This window comes from Streptomyces sp. MnatMP-M17, from assembly GCF_900091995.1.
Classification (GTDB): domain Bacteria; phylum Actinomycetota; class Actinomycetes; order Streptomycetales; family Streptomycetaceae; genus Streptomyces.
This window is the reverse complement of the sequence record NZ_FMDK01000863.1, coordinates 1-4141: the sequence shown is the minus strand read 5'-3', so window position 1 is coordinate 4141 and position 4141 is coordinate 1. Positions and strand designations below refer to the sequence as shown.

Below are 4141 nucleotides of genomic sequence, written 5' to 3'. Positions count from 1 at the left end.
CCGGCCGCACGGTGAGCGCGGGCGCGGGCGCGCTCACGGGACAGCTCGCCTTCGGTGAGGTGGCCGAGGCGGCCGAGGACGCCACGGAGGCCGAGGACACCGCGTACGCCGACGGCGCGGGCGCGCGTGGTGGCCGTGGCGGCGCCCCGGTGCTGCTGCGTGTTGTCGCGTTCGGCCGCCGGCTGGAGCTCGAAGCCGACGAGCTGCGCCGTATCCGCGAGTCCGTGCTCGGCGGGACCGCGCCCGTCAATCTGCTGCGTCCGCGCGCCCGCAGACTGCTGCTGGACGCGCTGTGGACGAAGTCCGGCTCGGCCGGGCGCCACACCGATCCCGAGCTGGCCGCCGAACTGCGCTCCTCCTTCGACGAGGACGTCACCTCCGAGGACAGCTTCATCGCGTTCCTCGACGCGTGGTGGCCCGAGCTGACGCCGCGCGGAGTGCTCGCCGCGATGGCCGACGAGCGGCGGCTCGCCCGCTGGTCGCGCCGGATCCTCAACCAGGGCGAGACCCGGCGTCTGGCGCGCTCGCTCAAGCGGCTGGGCGCCGACGGCAAGGGCCCGCTCTCGGTCCACGACGTGGCGCTGCTGGACGAGCTGGAGACACTGCTCGGCACGCCCGCACGTCCCAGGAAGCGCCGTGAACTCGATCCGCTGGACCAGCTCACCGGTCTGGAGGAGCTGATGCCGCAGCGCGAGGAGTCCCAGCGCGAGCGGGCCGAGCGGCTGGCGGCGGAGCGTACGGAGTACGCGCATGTCATCGTCGACGAGGCCCAGGACCTCACGCCCATGCAGTGGCGGATGGTCGGCCGCCGCGGCCGGCACGCCACCTGGACGGTCGTCGGTGACGCGGCGCAGTCGTCCTGGTCGGATCCGGACGAGGCGGCGGAGGCCCGTGACGAGGCGCTCGGCACCCGGCCGCGCCGCCGCTTCACCCTGACCGTGAACTACCGCAACCCGGCCGAGATCGCCGAGCTGGCGGCGAAGGTCCTGGCCCTCGCGATGCCCGGGATGGAGTCCCCGAGGGCGGTGCGCTCCACCGGCGTGGAGCCGCGCTTCTCCGTCGTGCAGGACGGCGATCTCGCCGAGACCGTACGGGCCGAGGCACGGCGGCTGCTGGACCGCGTCGACGGCACGGTCGGTGTCGTCGTCGCCATGAACCGGCGCGAGCAGGCGGCGCGCTGGCTGGCCGGGCTCGGCGAGCGCGTGGTGGCGCTGGGCAGCCTGGAGGCCAAGGGACTGGAGTACGACGCGACGGTCGTGGTCTCGCCCGCGGAGATCGCCGACGAGTCACCGGCCGGGCTGCGGGTGCTGTACGTGGCGCTCACCCGGGCGACCCAGCAGCTCACGGTCGTCTCGACGGCCCGCGACGAGCCGGACCCGGAAGGAGTACCGGACCTGCTCCGGGATTGATGACAAGTCAAGTCGCTCCGGAGGAATCACTTCCCGGGGTGGTTTGTTAGATTGGGTACGGCACCGGCTCGATCCAAGCCCCCGGGCCCAACCTTCGTCGCTTCGAGCGACCACTTGCCGCGAGGCGAGCATGGCGGGTCGGTGCCACCTAGTTCTTCACGTACTTCTTCTTCACGTACTTCTTCACATGAAGACGTTTCAGGATGTACTTCTTCGCGTTCGCACCACACTTCTGTCAGCGGGCCTTCACCAGTCATTGGTGGGGGCCTGCTTCTGTTGGGCGTGCCGCTGTTAGGGTCTCCCGCATCGTGGAAGGCGCCTTCCGGAAGTAGGGGTCTTTACCCGCTACCCGGTGGTAGGTGCGACCATCGGTACGCGCCGCCGGGACATCGGTCCGGGCGGAGCGGCACAGCGGCTAGGGAAAGCAGAGGAACTCGGTCATGGCAACGGCGCCCAGCGTCTCGTACTCGATGACGGTCAGGCTGGAGGTGCCCGCGAGCGGTACCGCGGTCTCCCAGCTCACCACGGCCGTGGAGTCCTCCGGCGGCTCTGTGACCGGTCTTGACGTGACCGCCTCCGGCCACGAGAAGCTGCGGATCGACGTCACGATCGCCGCGACCTCCACGGCACACGCGGACCAGATCGTCGCGCAGCTCCGCGGGATCGAGGGCGTCGTCCTGGGCAAGGTCTCCGACCGTACGTTCCTGATGCACCTCGGCGGCAAGATCGAGATGCAGTCGAAGCACCCGATCCGCAACCGTGACGATCTCTCCATGATCTACACACCGGGTGTGGCGCGTGTCTGCATGGCGATCGCCGAGAATCCCGAGGACGCCCGTCGGCTGACCATCAAGCGCAACTCCGTCGCGGTCGTTACCGACGGCTCCGCCGTGCTCGGCCTCGGCAACATCGGCCCCATGGCCGCGCTGCCGGTCATGGAGGGCAAGGCGGCCCTCTTCAAGCGTTTCGCCGGTATCGACGCCTGGCCGCTCTGCCTGGACACCCAGGACACCGACGCCATCGTCGAGATCGTCAAGGCGATCGCACCCGGCTTCGCGGGCATCAATCTGGAGGACATCTCCGCGCCGCGCTGCTTCGAGATCGAGGCACGGCTGCGCGAGGCCCTGGACATCCCGGTCTTCCACGACGACCAGCACGGCACCGCGATCGTGGTGCTCGCGGCGCTGACCAACGCGCTGCGTGTGGTGGGCAAGGCCGTCGAGGACGTACGGATCGTGATGTCCGGCGCGGGCGCCGCCGGTACGGCCATCCTCAAGCTGCTGATCGCGGCGGGCGTCAAGCACGCGGTGGTCGCCGACATCCACGGTGTGGTGCACGCGGGCCGCGAGGACCTGGTGGAGGCGGCCCCGGAGTCACCACTGCGCTGGATCGCCGACAACACCAACCCGGAAGGTGTCACCGGCACACTGAAGCAGGCCGTGGTCGACGCGGACGTCTTCATCGGTGTCTCGGCCCCGAACGTGCTGGACGGCGACGATGTCGCGGCCATGGCGGACGGAGCGATCGTCTTCGCGCTCGCCAACCCGGATCCCGAGGTGGACCCGGCGATCGCGCGCGAGTCGGCGGCCGTCGTGGCCACGGGACGCTCCGACTTCCCCAACCAGATCAACAACGTGCTGGTCTTCCCCGGTGTCTTCCGCGGTCTGCTGGACGCCCAGTCCCGTACGGTCAACACGGAGATGATGCTGGCCGCGGCGTCCGCGCTGGCGGGTGTCGTCACCGAGGACGAGCTGAACCCGAACTACATCGTGCCCTCGGTCTTCAACGACAAGGTCGCGGGCGCGGTGGCGGGCGCGGTGCGCGACGCGGCCAGGGCAGCCGCGGGCGGTGTGACGACTCCCACGTCGGTCTGATCCGTACGTCGGCGCCCGCACTCCGGGACCGTACGCCGGGGTCGCACGTCGGGGCCGTACGCCGGGGCCCGCGCCCCGGGTCCCGGACGGACCGGTGGCGCCGAGCCCCCGAGCCCGTAACCGCGTATCCGCCCAGGTGGCGCACGGCTGTGGCGCTTCCCACGTACGCCCGCGCCCGGCGCGTCGCGATTCGCCGGGCCCCACGGGCCCCTCTAGGGTGGCGGACCATGAGCCCCGCCGCTCCAGGGAGGTTTTCAGGGCCTTCGGGGGGTTCAGGGCTCCAAGGCTCCAAGGAGTCTCCACAGAGTCCACGGAACGTCACGACGACGAGGCAGTGGCGCTTTTCGTGTGACTCCGGAGGGTGCCGGATTGGCTTTCCCGCCGCTGGTGGGGGCAGGATGCGTATTCGGGCGCGAGGGTCTGTCAGCAGACCCGGGTCCGGGGACTGTCCGAGGGCCCTGGCAGCATCGGCTTCGATCTCACGCCTCACAGGCAAGAAGAACACGGGAGTAACAACATGAACCGCAGTGAGCTGGTGGCCGCCCTGGCCGACCGCGCCGAGGTGACCCGCAAGGACGCCGACGCTGTGCTGGCCGCTCTCGCCGAGACGGTCGGCGAGGTCGTCGCCAAGGGCGACGAGAAGGTCACCATCCCCGGCTTTCTGACCTTCGAGCGCACCCACCGTGCCGCTCGCACCGCTCGTAACCCGCAGACCGGTGACCCGATCCAGATCCCGGCCGGTTACAGCGTGAAGGTCTCCGCGGGCTCCAAGCTCAAGGAAGCCGCCAAGGGCAAGTAAGACGCATCCACAGCATCCATAGGCAACGCTCAGGGGCGGCCACCCGGACCGGGTGGCCG

General features: G+C 70.3%; 3 protein-coding genes. All 3 read left to right on the top strand.

What is annotated here, in order from left to right; all coding sequences use genetic code 11:
* A partial coding sequence (locus GA0115259_RS32280) for an ATP-binding domain-containing protein (RefSeq protein WP_161230520.1) occupies positions 1 to 1409 on the top strand: 1409 nt, incomplete at its 5' end.
* Between the two features lie 440 nt (positions 1410 to 1849).
* Positions 1850 to 3283: an NAD-dependent malic enzyme gene (locus GA0115259_RS32275; protein ID WP_093603541.1), complete on the top strand. Its 1434-nt coding sequence runs from the start codon at positions 1850 to 1852 to the stop codon at positions 3281 to 3283.
* Positions 3284 to 3800: 517 nt separating this feature from the next.
* Positions 3801 to 4082: an HU family DNA-binding protein gene (locus GA0115259_RS32270; RefSeq protein ID WP_004571953.1), complete on the top strand. Its 282-nt coding sequence runs from the start codon at positions 3801 to 3803 to the stop codon at positions 4080 to 4082.
* Positions 4083 to 4141: the final 59 nt, after the last annotated feature.

Excerpts from the sequence above, each read along its gene's own strand:
- GA0115259_RS32275 (WP_093603541.1), top strand. The coding sequence starts at position 1,850 with ATGGCAACGGCGCCCAGCGTCTCGTACTCGATGACGGTCAGGCTGGAG.
- GA0115259_RS32270 (WP_004571953.1), top strand. The coding sequence starts at position 3,801 with ATGAACCGCAGTGAGCTGGTGGCCGCCCTGGCCGACCGCGCCGAGGTG.